General features: G+C 70.7%; 1 protein-coding gene. It reads left to right on the forward strand.

Annotated elements, in window-relative coordinates; all coding sequences use genetic code 11:
- Window positions 1–50 precede the first annotated feature (50 nt).
- Window positions 51–963, forward strand: a protein-coding gene (locus L0B03_RS18405; RefSeq protein WP_374205032.1) for an IS5 family transposase whose coding sequence is annotated in 2 segments (ribosomal slippage) — window positions 51–422 and window positions 424–963 — 912 coding nt in all. Because the reading frame shifts where the segments join, the coding sequence is not laid out codon by codon here.
- The last annotated feature ends 14 nt before the right edge of the window (window positions 964–977 follow it).

Raw genomic sequence — 977 nt, forward strand, 5'->3', positions numbered from 1 at the left:
CTAGGGCGTGTCTCCCTTACCTGGGGTGAGGCTCGCGGGAGGCTAGGTGGGTGACGTCGGCTTCGCGGTTCCAGGTGTTCTCTGATGAGCAGTGGGCTCGGATCGAGCCGTTGCTGCCCTCCAACGAGGGCCGGCAGGGGCATCCGTTCGGGGACAACCGGCGGGTGGTCGAGGCGATCGCCTACCGGTATCGCACCGGGATCCCGTGGCGGGACCTGCCGCGTGAGCAGTTCGGGCCGTGGCAGACCGCGTGGAAGCGGCACCGCCGCTATGCCGCGGACGGGACCTGGGACCGGGTGCTGGCCAAGTTGCTGGCCCAGGCCGACGGGGCCGGGCAGGTGGACTGGAAGGTGTCGGTGGACGCCACGATCACCCGCGCTCACCAGCACGCCACGAACACCACCCGCCCCGAGCAGGACACAGGGGGCAGTGTCGAATCACAGGAATCTGCCGATCGAGGAGTGTGAACCTGCAGGTCATGGCATCGGACGCTCCCGCGGCGGGCTGACCACCAAGATCCACGCCGCGGTCGACGGACGGGGTCGTCCGCTGGCCGCGGTGATCACCGGCGGACACCGCAACGACGGTGCCCTGATGGGGTCGGTGCTGGGCGACATCCGCGTCACGCGCACCGGGCAGGGCCGTCCACGCACCCGACCAGAGGCGGTGATCGCCGACAAGGCGTACTCCGCCGGGACCTACCGGCGCGCCCTGCGCGCACGAGGGATCCGCGCGGTGATCCCGCAGAAGTCCGACGAGATCGCCGCCCGCCAACGGCGCGGACACCGCGGCGGGCGACCGCCCCAGCTCGACACCGGCGCATACCGCGGCCGCAACGTCGTCGAACGCCACTTCGCCCTGATCAAACAGTGGCGCGGCCTGGCCACCCGCTACGACAAGCTCGCCATCACCTACCGCGCCGCCGTCGTCCTGGCCGCGTGCCTCACCTGGTCACGGATATAGGAGACACGCCCTAG

The sequence above is a fragment of the Actinotalea sp. C106 genome (assembly GCF_023630195.1).
Lineage (GTDB): Bacteria > Actinomycetota > Actinomycetes > Actinomycetales > Cellulomonadaceae > Actinotalea.